The sequence below is a fragment of the Prescottella soli genome (genome assembly GCF_040024445.1).
GTDB lineage: Bacteria > Actinomycetota > Actinomycetes > Mycobacteriales > Mycobacteriaceae > Prescottella > Prescottella soli.
Map to the genome: position 1 here is coordinate 172644 of NZ_CP157276.1, position 16218 is coordinate 188861.

Consider the following 16218-nt stretch of genomic DNA (forward strand, 5'->3'; position numbering starts at 1 on the left):
CCTGAAGTTGACTAGGCTTTCCCCGTGACCCGACGCACGAAGATTGTCTGCACTCTTGGCCCTGCAACCGCCACCGGCGACCGTGTCCGCGAGCTCGTCGAGAGCGGCATGGACGTAGCGAGACTGAACTTCAGCCACGGTGAACACTCTGATCACGAGGACAACTACCGACGGGTACGGGAAGCCTCCGAGGTGACCGGCCGCGCGGTGGGCGTCCTGGCCGACCTGCAGGGTCCGAAGATCCGCCTCGGCCGGTTCGTCGAGGGCAAGACGGTGTGGGAGACCGGTGAGCAGATCCGCATCACCGTCGCCGACTGTGACGGCACCCACGACCGGGTCTCGACCACCTACAAGCAGCTTGCCGAGGACGCCAAGCCCGGTGACCGGCTACTCGTCGACGACGGAAAGGTCGGCCTGGTCGTCGAGTCCGTCGACGGCGACGACGTGGTCTGCCGGGTCACCGAGGGCGGCCCGGTCAGCAACAACAAGGGCGTCTCGCTGCCGGGCATGAACGTCTCGGTGCCGGCTCTCTCCGAGAAGGACATCGAGGACCTCGAGTTCGCGCTGCGCCTCGGTGTCGACTTCATCGCCCTGTCGTTCGTGCGCTCGCCCGCCGACGTCGAACTGGTGCACGACGTGATGGACCGGGTCGGCCGGCGCGTCCCGGTGATCGCGAAGCTGGAGAAGCCCGAGGCCATCGAGAACCTCGAGGCTGTGGTGCTGGCGTTCGACGCGGTGATGGTCGCCCGCGGCGATCTGGGCGTCGAGCTGCCGCTCGAGCAGGTTCCGCTGGTGCAGAAGCGCGCCATCCAGATCGCCCGCGAGAACGCGAAGCCGGTGATCGTCGCCACGCAGATGCTCGAATCGATGATCGAGAACTCGCGTCCGACGCGCGCCGAGGCGTCCGACGTCGCGAACGCGGTGCTCGACGGCGCGGACGCGGTGATGCTGTCCGGCGAGACGTCGGTCGGCAAGTACGTCATGGAGACCGTGCAGACCATGGCCCGGATCCTCGAGGCCGTCGAGACGGATCCCGCACGCGTGCCGCCGCTGACACACGTCCCGCGCACCAAGCGGGGTGTCATCTCCTACGGTGCCCGCGACATCGGTGAGCGTCTCGACGCCAAGGCGCTGGTCGCGTTCACGCAGTCCGGGGACACGGTCCGCCGGCTCGCGCGGCTGCACTCGCCGCTGCCGCTGCTGGCGTTCACGCCGCTGGAGGCGGTGCGGAGCCAGCTGGCGCTGTCCTGGGGTACCGAGACCTTCATCGTCGACCCGGTGAAGTCGACCGACCAGATGTTCTTCCAGGTCGACCACGCGTTGCTGTCCCTCGGCCGGTACAACCGCGGCGATCTGGTCGTGATCGTCGCGGGTTCGCCGCCCGGCACAGTAGGCTCGACCAACCTGATCCACGTCCACCGGATCGGGGAGGAAGACCACTAGAAGGGGGTACCGGGTGAGCGACCTGGAGGCGGGCGTCCGTCCGGCGCGATCGGCCGACTTGGAGACGCTTCTCGCGCTCCTGGATCTCGAGCAGATCGGCGAGGACACGTACCTCGGTCGACACCCGGAGCAGGTCGGCAGCCGGACGTTCGGCGGCCAGCTGGTGTCGCAGGCGTTGGTCGCGGCGGGTCGGACGGTCGACGGTGACCGTCCGGTCCACGCGATCAACGCGCACTTCATTCGCGGCGGCGACGTCAAGGCGCCGATCGAGTACCGCGTCGAGCGGTACCGGGACGGGCGCGCGTTCGCCAACCGCCAGGTCACGGCCTACCAGGACGGAAACGTCGTGTTCTCCATGTTCGCGGCCTTCCAGGACTGGGGCACCGGGCTCGAGCACGGTGCCGAGATTCCCGACGTCGAAGGGCCGGACGATCTCCCGTCCTTCGACGACCACATCGTCGGGTACGAGGATCGCCTCCGGATGTTCGTCGACGCGCTCAAACCGATGGAGATGCGGTACGCGAACGATCCGACGTGGGTGCTCAAGGGTACCGGTGAACGCCTCAACCACAACCGCGTGTGGATCCGGACGGACGGGACCCTGCCGGACGACGCGTGGGCCCACAGCGCCGCACTGGCGTACTCGTCGGACACGACGGTCCTGGACTCGATCCTCACCACCCACGGCCTGTCGTGGGGTCTCGACCGGATCGTGGCCGCGACTGTCAACCACTCCATCTGGTTCCACCGACCGTTCCGTTTCGACGAATGGGCCTTGTACGCAACGGAATCGCCGGTTGCATCCGGTTCGCGTGGATTGGCGACCGGACGGTTCTTCACCCGCGACGGCGAGTTGATCGCGACCGTCGTGCAGGAGGGCGTGATCCGGCACTTTCCCGCCCGCCGGTGACCGCGATTCCGCGATGACGCTCCGCCCCGATGTGCCCGGTGGCTAGAATTTTGGTTCTCCAGATACGGCACGCCATCGTCGATGGGGGAGCCTCATGCGGAACGAACCGATCGACTGGAATCACGAGGCAGTCGCGAGTCTGCTCTGGACGGCACGAGCGTTCGCGATCGCGTTCGTCTGCCTGATCCTGGTCGGGATCCTCCTTGTGCGCTACACCCGGTGGGGCCGGCAGTTCTGGTCGATATCCGGCAGCTACTTCACGGGACGCGACAGTTGGCGTGTCTGGCTGCCGGTGGCCGCGATGCTGTTCCTCACGGTGATGGGCGTGCGGCTGACGATCCTCCTCTCGTATCAGGGCAACGAGATGTACACCGCCCTCCAGTACGCCGCGCAGGCGTTCTCGGGCGGCGACGATGCCGCGTTGAGCGACGCCAAGTCGACGTTCTGGCGGTCGATCGTCGTGTTCTCGGTGCTCGCGACGATCCACGTGCTCCGGTCGCTCCTCGACTACTACGTGGGGCAGGCATTCGTGATCCGCTGGCGGATCTGGCTGACCGACCGGGTGACGACGGACTGGCTGGGTGGTCGGGCGTACTACCGCGGGCGGTTCATCGGTGAGGGCGTCGACAATCCCGACCAGCGCATCGAGGCGGACATCACGAACATGGCCACGGTGTCGCAGTCGTTGTCGATGGGGTTGGTGACGGCGGTGACGTCGGTTGTCGCGTTCACGAAGATCCTGTGGGATCTGTCCGGCCCGATGACGCTGTTCGGCGTGGAGGTTCCGCGGGCGATGGTGGTGCTGGTCTACGTCTACATCCTGACCGCGACCGCGGTCGCCTTCTGGATCGGACATCCCCTGATCCGGCTGAACTTCCTCAAGGAGCGATTCACTGCCAACTTCCGATATGCGCTGGTGCGGCTGCGGGACCGGGCCGAGAGTGTCGCGTTCTACAACGGTGAGTCGGTGGAACGCGGGGGACTGCTCGGACGGTTCACCTCCGTCATCGCCAACGCGTGGCAGATCGTCTTCCGCACCGTGAAGTTCAACGGATTCAATCTCGGCGTCAGTCAGGTGTCGGTGGTGTTCCCGATCGTCATCCAGGCGCCGCGCTTCTTCGCCGGGACGATCACGCTCGGCGACATCACGCAGAGCGCGCAAGCCTTCGGGCAGGTCTCGGATTCGCTGTCGTTCTTCCGGGAGTCGTACGACACGTTCGCCGGCTACCGGGCGAGCCTGATCCGACTGAGCGGGCTGATCAGCGGCGACGCGCGGGCGCGGGCCCTGCCGGAGGTGCATACCGAACATCTCGACGGTGCGATGGAGCTGTCTGCGGTGAGCGTCAACCTGCCCGACGGGCGTCCCCTCGTCGACGGACTCGATCTGCGGCTCAGTCCCGGCGAGGCCCTGCTGGTGTGCGGTCCGTCGGGAAGCGGGAAGACGACGCTGCTCCGGACGCTCGCGCAGATGTGGCCTTACGCGACCGGAACGGTGCGCCGGCCGACGGGCACCGAGGCGATCTTCCTGTCGCAGTTCCCCTACCTCCCACTCGGTGACCTGCGCGACGTGGTGGCGTACCCGGCGCGCGCGGCCGATCTGGGCGACGACGCCCTCCGGGAGGCGCTGCAGAAGGTCGCACTGGGCCACTTGGTCCATCGCCTCGACGAGCAGGAGGACTGGGCGGCCATTCTCTCGCCCGGTGAGCAGCAGCGGGTGGCCTTCGCGCGGATCCTGTTGACCCGGCCGAAGGTGGCCTTCCTCGACGAGGCCACCTCCGCGGTCGACGAGGGACTCGAGTACCAGTTGTATCGGCTCATCCGCGACGAGGTGCCCGAGTGCATGCTGTTCAGCGTCAGCCACCGCAGCACCGTCGACCAACACCACACCCGCCGACTGGAGCTACTCGGCGACGGGCCGTGGCGGATGTCCGAGGTCGCGGTCAACTGATGTGGACACCCGAAGATGCACGGCCGCAGGGCCCTTCGCGCGAAGACCTGCGCGAAGGGCCCTGCGGGCGACGTCAGAGGTACTGGCCGCACGCCGGCCATGCACCGGCACCCTCGTTTGCGAGGATCGACTCGGCCACCTGGATCTGTGCCTCACGGGAGTTGTTGTGAGGCAGCCCTGCTCCGCCGTGCGCGTTCCATGTGCCGGGGCTGATCTGCAGGCCGCCGTAGTAGCCGTTGCCGGTGTCGGCGCCCCAGTCGCCGCCGCTCTCGCATTGCGCGACCGCATCCCAGTCGCCGCCGGCGGCGTTGGCCGGCGATGCGGACAGCGCGAGCGGTGCAGTGACGAGTGCGGCGGAGGCCGCGATGGAGCCGATGGTGCGTGTGACGGTGAACTTCGACATAGATGATGTCCTCTCCGTGGTAGATGGCGAGGACTCCGGTGACGGTGACCGCGGACGGTTGCCGGGTCGGCCGGAGCTGCTTCCTTCGCCGTGCCCCTGAAAGGTCTTCGATTCCGGACCCGCTGGGGCAGAACAGTTGTGAAGCGGGCCGGGCGCTCGGTCGACTCGAGCTGGCCACGACGCTAGGACGGATCGGCCGACGCGTCACCAGTCGATTTTCTGGCACGTCGGTCCAAAATTCGGGATCAATCGCCGACATGTCCGCAGGTCGGCGGTTGATCTTGAGTCGCCGCGGAGATTGAACTTCGGTACATTCTGTGGTGAGGGTCACGTTTGGAGTGTGACGCGCGACACTCTTTGATTCGGTCGAACGACGCACCTGTCCCGGTTGCGCCCAACTGTCGCCAATCGTGCATCAGTATTCGAGTGGCACAAAATGATTCGTCATTCGGATCCGGCCGCGACGACGATCTCGGCGACCGTGAGCGGTGCAACTCCGATGGATCGGGCATCGGCCACGCGATCCGGTGTGGCGCGCGAGGTGGCATCGGTGGCCAGCACCACGCGATAGTCGAGGGACGACGCGTCGAACATGGTCGCGCGCGGGCAGTTCGGGAAGTTGCAGCCCGCCACGACGACGGTGTCGATCGCGGCTCGCTGCAGGTGAGCGTCCAGGTCGGTGCGGTGGAACGCGCTCCAGCGCGGCTTCCACATCACGGCCTCGTGCGGTCCGACCGTCTGGAAGTTGCCTGCTGTCAGCAGGTTCGGTTCGAGCGGGGGTGCGCCGGGCGGCAGCAGGCCGCCGAGGATCTGGGATCCCGGCGTGCCGGGGCGCACTATGGGTGCGTTGTCCCGCGTGATCGCGGTCCTGCGCACCCGATCGACGTCGTCGTCGTAGAGACGCACGACGTGCACGATCGGGCGGCCGGTACCGCGGTACGCGTCGATGAGCGTTCGAAGTCCGGGCACGATCGCCGCGGTGCCCGCGACCGGGTAGGCGCCGTCGTCCGCGAAGTCGTTCTGCATGTCGATCACCAGCAGTGCAGACGAATTCAGATGTGGGCGAACGTTGTCGTCGAGACCGGCCGTCGTATCCGTCATGCGTCCGAACCTAGCGGCAGCGGGAGGCCGGAGACACGGAACGCTCCCCACTCCGAGGAGTGGGGAGCGTTCCGGAGATGCGAATCCGTGCGGTTCGGCCTAGACCGAGACGATCACCGACGAGCCGTGGCCGAACAGACCCTGGTTCGCGGTGATGCCGACGCGGGCGCCCTCGACCTGACGGCCCTCGGCCTGGCCGCGCAGCTGCCAGGTGAGCTCGCACACCTGGGCCAGTGCCTGGGCGGGGACGGCCTCGCCGAAGCAGGCCAGGCCGCCGGACGGGTTCACCGGGATGCGACCACCGATGGTGGTGTCACCGGCGCGCAGCAGGTGCTCGGCCTCGCCGCGCTTGCACAGCCCCAGGTCCTCGATCCAGTCCAGCTCGACGGACGTGGCGAGGTCGTAGACCTCGGCGACGTCGACGTCCTCGGGGGAGATGCCGGCTTCCTCGTACGCCGCGTCGCCGATCGACTCCTTGAACGTGCGCTCGGGTGCGGGCACTGCGGACGCCGACTCGGTGGAGAAGTTCGGCATGTCCATGATCGTCTGCGGGAACGTGGGCGTGACCGTCGAAATCGCCTTGATCCGAACCGGATCCACGATGCCCTTCTTGCGGGCGTACTCCATCGAGGTCAGGATGATGGCGGCGCCGCCGTCCGAGGTGGCGCAGATGTCGAGCAGGTGCAGCGGGTCGGCGACCATCGGCGACGCGAGCACGTCCGCAGCGGCAACCTCCTTGCGGTAGCGCGCATTCGGGTTGTTCAGCCCGTGCTTGGCGTTCTTGACCTTGACCGCGGCGAAGTCCTCGACGGTAGCGCCGTAGAGATCGATGCGGCGGCGGGCGTTGAGCGCGAAGTAGCCGGGGTTGGTCATACCCATCAGGCGGAACCGCAGCCAGTCCGGATCGTCCCAGCGCTCACCGGCGTTCGGCGCGAGGAAGCCCTTCGGGGTGGTGTCGGCGCCGACCACGAGGGCGACGTCGGACAGGCCGGCCAGGATGCGGGCCCGGGCGGTGTCGAGCGCCTGCGCGCCAGTGGCGCATGCCGCGTACGACGTCGCGACGCGGGCGCCGTTCCAGCCGAGGGCCTGCGCGAACGTCGCACCGGCGACGTAGCCGCCGTAGCCGTTGCGGACCGTCTCGCCGCCGACGATGAGGTCGACATCCGTCCAGTCCACGCCCGAGTCGGCGAGGGCGGCACGGGCCGCGGCGACGCCGTACTTCACGAACGAGTGGCCCCACTTGCCCCACGGGTGCATGCCGACGCCGAGGACTGCCACATCATTGTTGGTGCTCATGCCTGTGCCCCGTTCTCTGCTGCAGTGACGGGCTTCCAGCGCCAGATGCTGCGGTCGCCGGTCTCGTCGGTGTAGAGGGTCTCGATGACCAGCTCGACGGGATTGCCAACCTTGAGGTCCGCGACACCGTAGCCGTCGGCGACCTGGCCGAGCACGACGAGGCCCTCGGGCAGTTCGACCGCGGCGAGCGCGAACGGCACGTACGGATCCGTCGTGGCGATGTACGGCGCCGGCGGCTTGTACTGCGCGTCGGTGTACGACCACACCTTGCCGAAGCGGGACAGTTCGACGTCGTCGAACTCCTCGCCGGAGCACGCCGGGTTCTTGCAGAAGGTGGTCTCCCGCGGGAACGAGATCGTGCCGCAGGACCGGCACTTGGTGCCGATCAGGGCCGGCTCCGGCCCGGTGGTGAACCAGCCTTCGACGGCCGGTGTGGCGGTGTCGCTCATGCAAACCTCATCTGCTTGTCGAGCCTGATCGGCCGGTCGTCAGAGGTGACCGGCAATGGAACGGGTTGCAGTATTGCATGAGTTAACTGATTCCCGATGTGCGATCCCATCCACCGGGCGGCCCGCCGGTCGGAGCACGTCGTGGTAGATCCCGACGCCCGTGTACGTCCGCCCAGTGGGACTCGTCCGGGGAGCGGGTGGGACGCCCCCCGAATCCGAACAAACGACCATATGCGACATCGGTGCCGTGGCTCGGTCGCACAACGCTCTGTCCTGCGGCGACACACGCCCTGATCGAGTGCCGGAAGTGCGTCACTGTCGGGCGACCGACCGTTAGGGTGAGTGCGACTCGTCGGAGGTGCGTAGTGCCCAGATTGACTGTCAGGCCGGAGGATCGGGTGATCAGTCTGCGAGACGGTCGGTCGATGGGATTCGCCGACTACGGACCCGCAGACGGATTCGTCGTGGTCAACGCCCACGGTGAAATGTCGTGCCGACTGGACGTCCGGGCCGCGACTCCCCTCGCGGAGGCCGCCGGTGTCCGCCTGATCTCTCCGGATCGTCCCGGGATCGGGCTCTCCGATCCCAGCCCGGGGCGCACTGTGCTGGACTGGGCTGCCGACGTCGAACAATTGCTCGACCGACTCGGGGTCGAGCGCGCGGGTGTCCTCGGGTGGTCGATGGGTGGCCAGTACGCCGCCGGCCTTGGCTATGCGCTTTCGGAGAGGATCAGTCGCGTCGCCATCGTCGCGGGCGCGTTGCCGCTGAGTGAGGACGGCGCGATCGCCCGGTTGGGCTCGATGGACCGGTGGTGCACCCGGATGTCGAGGCGATGTCCCGGCCTGGCCACCGGGTGGTTTCGGGGCATGTCGCTCCTCTCTCGCTCGATGCCGAGGCAGTTCACGCGCATGGTGGCGCGGTCGGTCGGATCGGCCGACGCGGAGGTGTTGGAGAACGTCCTCGACGAGTTGGTCGAGATGACCGGCGAGGGACTGCGAAACCCGTCCGGTGTGGTCGAGGACTACCGCGCGTGGTCGCGGCCCTGGGGCTTCGCGCCGGAGGATCTCGAGGTGCCCGTCGACGTCTGGTGGGGCGCCGCGGACCGAAACGTTCCCAGGGAATGGGTCACAGAGCTGGCGAGCCGAATCCCCAAGTCCACCTTGAACATCGGAATGGGTGGGCACTTCTTCGCCCAGCTGCACTACCGCGAGATTCTGGACTCGCTCGCGGAAGCGGTGTGAGGTTCGTCGCTACATCGGCCCCGGTTCGACACCACCGCCGACGCGCAACCTGATCGGCGTCGTGCTGATGTTGGGCGGGACGCGATCTTTCGGCCGTCGATTGGTCACCGCGACAACGCGAACCGTCTCATTCGTCGGCGCGCAACATGGGCCGCAGCCGTTCGGTCTGCTCCGGTGTCCACCCGGGTGGTTGGAGGACAGCGGCCCAGGCGTTGGCGATGTCTTTTACGTAGCGGTGGCCGTGCCCGTCGGGGACGTCGATCGCCACGGCCATGTCGGCCGAGACCTGCAGGAATGTGACGACGGGAATCCATTCCATGTCGTCGGGGACGTCGTAGCCGCGGCGTTCGCGTAGCCAATCCGGCTTGGTGAAGAGCAGGTCGGGGTTCCACCAGGCGATCGGGTCGGAGGCGTGCTGTAGGTACACCACACGCGGATCCGCCCACGGGTCGGCGGGCTGTCCCAGGTCGTTTGGACGCGCGACGAACCGGATGTTGTCGCCCTGCTGATAGATCGGCAGCCATTGCGGTGAGCCGTCGTCGCGGTTGGCGGTGATGTCCGCCCACATGGCGTTGTTGAACGTCGGGCCACTGAACAGGGCGCCGTCGGTGCGGGCTTCGATGTTGTTCGGCGACAGGAACGGCGCCTCGCCGCCGAACGATCCGAGGCTTTCGCCGAATGCGACGAGCTTGGGGCGCTGGCCCTCCGGCAGCGCCCGCACCCGGCGGTCGACCGCCTCGAACAGCGCCTGCCCGGCCTGACGCGCGTTTTGCTTGTCCACCAAGAACGACAGCCAGCTGGGCAGGAACGAGTACTGCATGCTGACGATCGCGGTGTCACCGTTGAACATGTATTCGACCGTGTCGGCCTCTGCCTCGTTGATCCAGCCCGTGCCGGTCGTGGTGGCGACCGCGACCACTTTGCGCTGCAGCCCTCCGGTGCGCTCGAGTTCGCGCGCGGCCAGCTCGGCGGTGGCCCCGATCCCGTCGGCCGAGTTCATGCCGGCGTAGGCCCGGATCGGCTCGACCGCGGGCGCGCCGTTGAAATCCGACAGTTGCGCTGTGGTCGGCCCGCCGTCGACGAAGATGCGGCCCTGATGCCCCAGCGAAGCCCACGACACCAACGAGCCGGGGCCGCCCGAGCGCAGTGGTGATGCCGGCGCCGGGTTGTTCGGGCTCTGTTCGTTGTTGACCGTCTCGAAGGTGTTGTTGAGCGTGTGCATCGCGAACCGCACCACCACGCCGTTGAGTATCGCGATACCCAGCCCCACCACGAGCAGCACCGCCACGACTGCCGAAACCCGCGGCGGGGCAACGCGGTCGAGTTGCCGGATCAGGTGCCGGATCAGTCTGCCGATGAGCTGGCCCATCTCGACCAGAACGAACAACACCACAATGGCCAGCGCCGCGGTCAGCGGGTAGTCGTACCACTTGAGCCGCGGCACACCCATCAGGTCGCGTACGTGGTCCTGCCACACGTGGAACCAGACGATCATCGTGATCGTGCCCAACACACCCGCCACGATCAGCACGAGCCACGCCATCCGCGGAGCGGGCGGGCCGGCATCCTTCGAGGCCATGAAGCGCACCAGCCACACCGCGAACACCCCGATCGCGTAGCCGATGGCGCCCGCGGACCCACTGACCAATCCTTGGAACAGCGGCCCACGCGGAAGGAGCGACGGGGTCATCGACAACCACAAGAACACCAGTCCGACAGCCGTTCCGGTGAACGTGTAATGGCGCTTCCACCAGTCCAGCCGCGCCCCCGGCGTCACGGCCTCGTCCAGCTCGGGAGCCGACGACGGGGTCGTGTCCGATTCGCTCATCTCGTGTACGTCTTTCGCTCACGTCTGCGGCCCGAGGTGGGCCGCGACCGTGACAGGCACCCCGGCAGGAGTCGCCGTTGCCCGGCATCAGCCGCTGCCCGACTCGGCGCGGCGCGCGGGTGGTTACCAGCCTGGGGCGGTGTCGACCTCGCCACGGTTGATGGCGGCGACGAGGTCGGCGTGGTCGTGACGGGTTTGGTCGGCGTAGGCACGGGCGAACTTGTTGACAGCGGCGCCGAAGGCCGTGCCCTTGCCTATGTAGGCCGCGATCGCGACGGGGTCGCCGCTGCGGGCGTGGGCCTTGGCGAGGGCATGGCCGCAAGAGTCGGCGAATTGGGACAGGTAGGGCGCGATCTGCTTGCCGTCCGGGATGATCTTCATGTCGCGGAACTGGCGCACGTAGAAGTCGACTCCCTCGAGGCGAGTCCATCCGGCGAAGAGGTCGGGGGCCGACTGCATCAGATGCTGGCCGACGACGACGCGCTGGCCGTGATTGGGGTGTGTGCTCGGCGCGAGGTGCGGTTCGTAGACTGAGGCGCCGGCCTGTTTGATCTGCAGGAACAGCGGGGCCTCCCCGCTGCGTCCTTCGCACAGCACCAGGAACACGCGCATTCCGACGCTGCCGACGCCGACTACCTGGCGGACCACGTCTGTGAGTGTGAACCGCCCGAGCAGCCGATTGAGCTGTTCGGGCACCGTGGCGGAATAGGCGTCGATGACCTGCCGGGCGATCTCGGCCTCGTGCGCGTCTTCCGGGCGGTCCAGGTGCACGCGAAACGGCGGGTTCTCGGTGATGCGGCGGCGACCGTCGCGTACGTCGGTCATCTTCCGGAAGGCCCCCGCGCTGGTGCGCCGGGTGGCCTGCTTCTCGATATCGGCGGTCACCTCTCGCCGCGCGCGGGGGTCCAGGGACGCTAGGGGCACGGCGGCATCGATACGGTCGTACCAGACATCGAGTTCGGACATCGCGGCGTAGGCGCGCATGTGGGCCTGGTAGGCGTCGACAGCGGCGCCAACGGCCGCGTCCCCGACGTGGGCGGGCAACCCGTTCTCATCGGCGCAGACCGCCAGGCTCGTCGCCAGCCGCTTGACGTCCCACTCGAATGGGCCGGGCAGCGTCTCGTCGAAGTCGCGCAGGTCGAAGGTCAGGTTGCGCTCAGGTGAGGCCCACAGCCCGTAGTTCAGCACGTGCGCGTCCCCGCACAGCTGCACGTTCAGACCGGTGTTGGGGTACAGGGCGAGATCGTCAGCCATCACCGCAGCCGCACCCCGCAAGTAGGTCCACGGTGAGCTGCTCATCCGGCCGTAGCGGATCGGCAGCAGGCTCGCGTCGCGTTCGGCGTGCTGGGAGAAGAGCACCTCGAGCGCCGAGCGAGTCCGGCCGGCGGGATCCCAGTCCGCGAGCCGGGCGCGAGCCACCACCTTGCGGGCGCCTCGGCCGCCCGCAATGGCTGCGTCGTTCCCCGGATTGCGTTGCATGCTCGATCCCCCCGTTCCGCTCGTCGTGCGGTAGGCATCGGCCGTGATGAGGCGTGTCGACATTCTAACGGCCGGGGGAGCTGGTGAGAGAGCCTCTCAGAGGCAGCGGATTTGGGGGGCGGTGGACCGGCAACGTCCGATGCCGGGTGGTGGACGAGAAATGGTCTTCTTGGAACCTTCACCACCACATCATTTTTCGAACTCCTTGGTGCCACGAAGTCCGTCCAAGAGTTGCGGGGGTGAACTGCGGTCTACATTCGTCGAGGCCACGACCGATCGAATGGCGCCTGATCGACTACCGATCGGTCAACCCACCCAATCCGGCGGACGGACCGGACAACCCGCCATTGGTGAAACACCTCATGAGGCGCGCTCGGCCCCAGGACCGTTCGATCTCCTGATCGACATGAGAGTCGGGGATCCGGGCCGGCGGCGCGGTGGTGACGTATCGACCAGCTCGCGGCCGGTCCGATCATGGTGCCCTCGGTGAGACTCGAACTCACACTGCACGGGTTTTGAATCCGTTTCCTCTGCCAATTGGGATACGAGGGCGTGCGGGTTCCCACTCTAGAAGATCACGGCCCACAGTCAAACCACCGGTACCCTCGAAACGTTCGCGCCCTGATCGGCGGGCGCCGATCAGAGGAGAATTCACCATGAACGCTACCGCTCCGCAGGGCACGGAACGACAGTCGCGGCGCGTGGTGGTGGCGGAAGACGAAGCGCTCATCAGGCTCGACCTCGTCGAGATGCTCCGCGAAGAGGGCTACGACGTCGTCGGTGAGGCCGGGGACGGGCAGCGTGCCGTCGAGTTGGCGGAAGAGCTGCGTCCGGATCTGGTGATCATGGATGTGAAGATGCCGCGCCGCGACGGGATCGATGCCGCGTCGGAGATCGCTGCGAAAAGGATTGCGCCCGTGGTGATCCTGACCGCGTTCAGTCAGCGTGAGCTCGTCGAACGTGCGCGTGACGCCGGGGCGATGGCCTACCTCGTGAAGCCGTTCTCCAAGGCCGACCTGGTCCCGGCGGTGGAACTGGCGGCGAGCCGGTTCACCGAGATCGCGCTGCTCGAGCGCGAGGTCTCGACGCTGACCGATCGGCTCGAGACCCGCAAGGTCATCGAGCGGGCCAAGGGCATGCTGATGCAGTCGCAGGGGTTGAGCGAGCCGGAGGCGTTCAAGTGGATCCAGCGCGCTGCGATGGATCGTCGGACGACGATGAAGGCGGTCGCCGAGGTGGTCCTCGACACGCTCGGGGGTGGCGGCGCGGGCGAGTGAGCCCGTACGGCGTGCCCACGACACCCGACGCGCGGGGAGGAAGGACGTGCCTGTCGGCGCGGCTCCCTAGACTGGTCAACCGTGAGCCCCGCAACCACTTCTTCGTCCACCGCCTCCGCGACCGCTGACGCATCCGGCTCCGACCGGCCGACGCTGCTGCTCCTCGACGGGCACTCGCTCGCCTACCGCGCGTTCTTCGCGCTGCCGGCCGAGAACTTCAAGACGCACAGTGGGCAGTCGACGAACGCGGTGTACGGGTTCACGTCGATGCTGATCAACCTGCTGCGCGACGAACAGCCGACGCACGTCGCGGCCGCGTTCGACGTCTCACGGCAGACGTTTCGCGCCGAGGCGTTCCCCGAGTACAAGGCGAACCGCAGCAAGACCCCGGACGAGTTCAAGGGGCAGGTCGAGATCACCAAGGACGTCCTCGGCGCCATGGGCATCCCGGTGATGGCCATCGAGGGGTACGAGGCCGACGACATCATCGCCACGCTCACCACGCAGGCCACCGCACTCGGCTACCGCGTGCTCGTCGTGACCGGCGATCGGGACTCGTTGCAGCTGGTGACCGACGACGTCACCGTGCTCTACCCGCGCAAGGGCGTCTCCGACCTCACCCGGTTCACGCCCGAGGCGGTCGAGGAGAAGTACGGACTCACACCGCAGCAGTACCCGGACTACGCGGCGCTGCGCGGCGACCCGAGCGACAACCTCCCCGGCATCCCCGGTGTCGGCGAGAAGACCGCGGCCAAGTGGATTCGTGAATACGGATCGTTCGAGAACCTGGTGAACGAGGTCGACAAGGTGAAGGGCAAGGTGGGCGAGTCGCTGCGGGCCAACCTGCCCGCCGTGGTCCTCAACCGTCAGCTCACCGAGATGGTGCGCGACGTCGCGCTGCCGTACACCGCGGACCAGTTGGCGCTGGCGCCGTGGGACCGCGAACGCATCCACGCGCTGTTCGACGACCTCGAGTTCAAGGTGCTGCGGGACCGACTGTTCGCGACACTCAGCTCCGCCGAGCCGGAGGCCGAGGAGGGCTTCGAGGTGCGCGGCCGCGCGTTGGCGCCGGGCGAGGTCACGGCGTGGGTCGCCGAGCACGCGTCGACGGGGGAGCGGCACGGACTGTCCGTCGTCGGCGCCGGCACGCCGTACGGCGGCGACGTCACGGCTGTCGCGATCGCCGCCTCCGACGGGGAGGGCGCCTACATCCCGACCACCACGGTGACGCCCGAGGACGAGGCCGCACTGGTGGCCTGGCTCGCCGACGCGGAGCAGCCGAAGGCGCTCCACGAGGCCAAGCGCGCGATGCATGCGCTGTGGGGGCGCGGCTGGACCCTCGCCGGGTTGACCAGCGACACCGCGCTCGCGGCGTATCTGGTGCGGCCCGGGCAGCGCAGCTTCAACCTCGACGACCTGTCGCTGCGCTACCTCAAGCGTGAGCTGCGTGTGGAAGAGTCGGGGCAGCAACAGCTTTCGCTGTTGGACGACGAAGAGGCGGCGGACGCCGAAGTGGCCGAGGGCGAGATCCTGCGCGCACGTGCCGTCGTCGACCTCGCCGCCGCGCTCGACACCGAGCTGGCCGACATCGAGGCGACCGGGCTGCTGGCCGACATGGAGCTGCCGCTGCTCGAGGTGCTCGCCGAACTGGAGGCGACCGGTATCGCGGTCGACACCGACCACCTGAACGATCTGCAGTCGACGTTCGCGGCGCGGGTCGCCGACGCCGCGGAGTCCGCGTACGAGGTGATCGGCAAGCAGATCAACCTCGGTTCGCCGAAGCAGCTGCAGGTGGTGCTGTTCGACGAGCTCGACATGCCCAAGACCAAGAAGACGAAGACCGGGTACACCACCGACGCCGACGCGCTGCAGTCGCTGTTCGAGAAGACCCAGCACCCGTTCCTCGAGCACCTGCTGGCGCACCGCGACGCCACGCGATTGAAGGTCACGGTCGACGGGCTGCTCAAGACCGTTGCCGAGGACGGCCGGATCCACACCACGTTCAACCAGACCGTCGCCGCCACCGGGCGGCTGTCGTCGACCGAGCCGAACCTGCAGAACATCCCGGTCCGCACCGACGCCGGCCGGCAGATCCGCGACGGCTTCGTCGTCGGCGAGGGCTTCGAGACCCTCCTCACCGCGGACTACAGCCAGATCGAGATGCGCATCATGGCGCACCTCTCCCGCGACGAGGGGCTGATCGAGGCGTTCAACACCGGCGAGGACCTGCACAGCTTCGTGGGCTCGCGGGCGTTCGGTGTGCCGATGGAGGAGGTCACGCCGGAGCTGCGTCGCAGGGTGAAGGCGATGTCCTACGGCCTGGCCTACGGACTGAGCGCGTTCGGGCTCGCCGCGCAGCTCAAGATCTCCACCGAGGAAGCCCGGCAGCAGATGGAGGCCTACTTCGCCCGCTTCGGTGGCGTCCGCGACTACCTGCACGAGGTCGTCGAGCAGGCCCGCAAGGTCGGCTACACCGAGACGCTGTTCGGTCGGCGCCGGTACCTGCCCGACCTCAACAGCGACAACCGGCAGCGCCGCGAGGTCGCCGAGCGGGCCGCGCTCAACGCGCCCATCCAGGGCACGGCCGCGGACATCATCAAGGTCGCGATGATCGACGTGCAGCGGGCGCTGCAGGAGGCGGGGCTGAAGTCGCGGATGCTGCTGCAGGTCCACGACGAACTCGTGCTCGAGGTCGCGACCGGTGAACGCGATGCGGTGGAGACGCTGGTGCGGGAGAAGATGGCGTCCGCGATCGAGCTGTCGGTGCCGCTCGAGGTGTCGGTCGGCGCCGGACGCAGCTGGGACGCCGCCGCGCACTGACTCCGTGCGCGGGACGGCGTCCC

Annotated in this window: 12 protein-coding genes and 1 tRNA gene; 6 read left to right on the plus strand and 7 right to left on the minus strand. The window is 67.8% G+C overall.

The genetic code is table 11. The annotated features are described in order from the left end of the window. Window positions 1–24 precede the first annotated feature (24 nt). The 3 genes from pyk (at window position 25) to ABI214_RS00945 (ending at window position 4301) form a co-directional block, all read left to right on the plus strand. Entirely contained in the window at window positions 25–1443 is a 1419-nt protein-coding gene (gene pyk, locus ABI214_RS00935; protein ID WP_348605350.1) for a pyruvate kinase, read from the plus strand. Window positions 1444–1456: 13 nt separating this feature from the next. Continuing rightward, entirely contained in the window at window positions 1457–2353 is an 897-nt protein-coding gene (locus ABI214_RS00940) for an acyl-CoA thioesterase (RefSeq protein ID WP_348605352.1), read from the plus strand. A gap of 94 nt (window positions 2354–2447) precedes the next feature. Next, entirely contained in the window at window positions 2448–4301 is a 1854-nt protein-coding gene (locus ABI214_RS00945; RefSeq protein ID WP_348605353.1) for an ABC transporter ATP-binding protein/permease, read from the plus strand. A 73-nt stretch (window positions 4302–4374) separates the two neighbouring features. Here ABI214_RS00945 and ABI214_RS00950 read toward each other — a convergent pair whose 3' ends face one another. The 4 genes from ABI214_RS00950 to ABI214_RS00965 all read right to left on the minus strand — a co-directional run bounded on the left by ABI214_RS00950 (window position 4375) and on the right by ABI214_RS00965 (window position 7550). Beyond that, the gene (locus tag ABI214_RS00950) at window positions 4375–4704 is read right to left on the minus strand and encodes a transglycosylase family protein (protein WP_348605354.1); all 330 of its coding nucleotides are present in this window, start codon (window positions 4702–4704) and stop codon (window positions 4375–4377) included. A gap of 444 nt (window positions 4705–5148) precedes the next feature. Further along, window positions 5149–5805 (minus strand): cysteine hydrolase family protein, encoded by a 657-nt coding sequence (locus ABI214_RS00955; protein ID WP_348605355.1) that lies wholly within the window; start codon window positions 5803–5805, stop codon window positions 5149–5151. Between the two features lie 99 nt (window positions 5806–5904). Then, on the minus strand, window positions 5905–7101 hold the full coding sequence (locus ABI214_RS00960) for a lipid-transfer protein (protein ID WP_348605356.1): 1197 nt from the start codon (window positions 7099–7101) through the stop codon (window positions 5905–5907). After that, on the minus strand, window positions 7098–7550 hold the full coding sequence (locus ABI214_RS00965; protein WP_348605357.1) for a Zn-ribbon domain-containing OB-fold protein: 453 nt from the start codon (window positions 7548–7550) through the stop codon (window positions 7098–7100). The genes ABI214_RS00960 and ABI214_RS00965 overlap by 4 nt, the downstream gene beginning before the upstream one ends. A 425-nt stretch (window positions 7551–7975) precedes the next feature. Between ABI214_RS00965 and ABI214_RS00970 the strand changes: the two genes are divergently transcribed. Further along, a complete protein-coding gene (locus ABI214_RS00970; protein WP_348605358.1) occupies window positions 7976–8791 on the plus strand; it encodes an alpha/beta fold hydrolase in 816 nt (271 codons plus the stop codon). Window positions 8792–8918: 127 nt separating this feature from the next. On the opposite strand, the gene ABI214_RS00975 is transcribed toward ABI214_RS00970, so the two are convergent. The 3 genes from ABI214_RS00975 to ABI214_RS00985 all read right to left on the minus strand — a co-directional run bounded on the left by ABI214_RS00975 (window position 8919) and on the right by ABI214_RS00985 (window position 12650). Next, a complete protein-coding gene (locus tag ABI214_RS00975; protein WP_348605359.1) occupies window positions 8919–10619 on the minus strand; it encodes an alpha/beta hydrolase in 1701 nt (566 codons plus the stop codon). Window positions 10620–10742: 123 nt separating this feature from the next. Further along, complete coding sequence (locus ABI214_RS00980) at window positions 10743–11978, minus strand: DUF2252 domain-containing protein (protein WP_348605361.1); 1236 nt, start codon at window positions 11976–11978, stop codon at window positions 10743–10745. 595 nt (window positions 11979–12573) lie between these two features. Beyond that, window positions 12574–12650, minus strand: a tRNA-Leu gene (locus tag ABI214_RS00985). A gap of 104 nt (window positions 12651–12754) precedes the next feature. Here ABI214_RS00985 and ABI214_RS00990 point away from each other — a divergent pair. Together ABI214_RS00990 and polA are read left to right on the plus strand one after the other, a co-directional pair. Further along, on the plus strand, window positions 12755–13375 hold the full coding sequence (locus ABI214_RS00990) for an ANTAR domain-containing response regulator (protein ID WP_348605362.1): 621 nt from the start codon (window positions 12755–12757) through the stop codon (window positions 13373–13375). An 81-nt stretch (window positions 13376–13456) separates the two neighbouring features. Continuing rightward, window positions 13457–16195, plus strand: a complete 2739-nt coding sequence (gene polA / locus ABI214_RS00995; RefSeq protein WP_348605363.1) for a DNA polymerase I — start codon at window positions 13457–13459, stop codon at window positions 16193–16195. The last annotated feature ends 23 nt before the right edge of the window (window positions 16196–16218 follow it).